The organism is Petrotoga sp. DB-2, assembly GCF_054051725.1.
The window spans coordinates 1-335 of the sequence record NZ_JBSVZD010000091.1 but is presented as its reverse complement, the minus strand read 5'-3'; the positions used below and the strand labels follow the sequence as shown (position 1 = coordinate 335).

Here is a 335-nt window from a genome sequence, read left to right as displayed (position 1 = left end):
TGGACAGAACGGATAAGTATAAAAGAGTTGGAAACAGAAGAGTACATGAGAAAAGGATGTAAGTTTGCAGGTAGATGTCCGTTTGTTATGGAAAAGTGTAAAGATAATATGCCACCAGAAATACAAACAGAAAATCGTATGGTTCGTTGTTGGTTGTATGAGAATAAGGAAGATAAATAAAACAAGAGTCGTACAAATAAAAAGGGGGATTTAAAAAACATGGAATATCATGTGGCAAAGACTGGCTCTGATCAAGCTTTAGGAACTAAACAAGATCCTTTTTTAACGATAAATAAAGCCGCTTCTGTTGCTATGGCTGGAGATAAAGTTATAGT

Annotated in this window: 1 pseudogene; it reads left to right on the top strand. The window is 34.9% G+C overall.

The features are described from left to right. Positions 1–180, top strand: a pseudogene (locus ACW9JY_RS10580) (ABC transporter ATP-binding protein); the annotation flags it as partial. Positions 181–335: the final 155 nt, after the last annotated feature.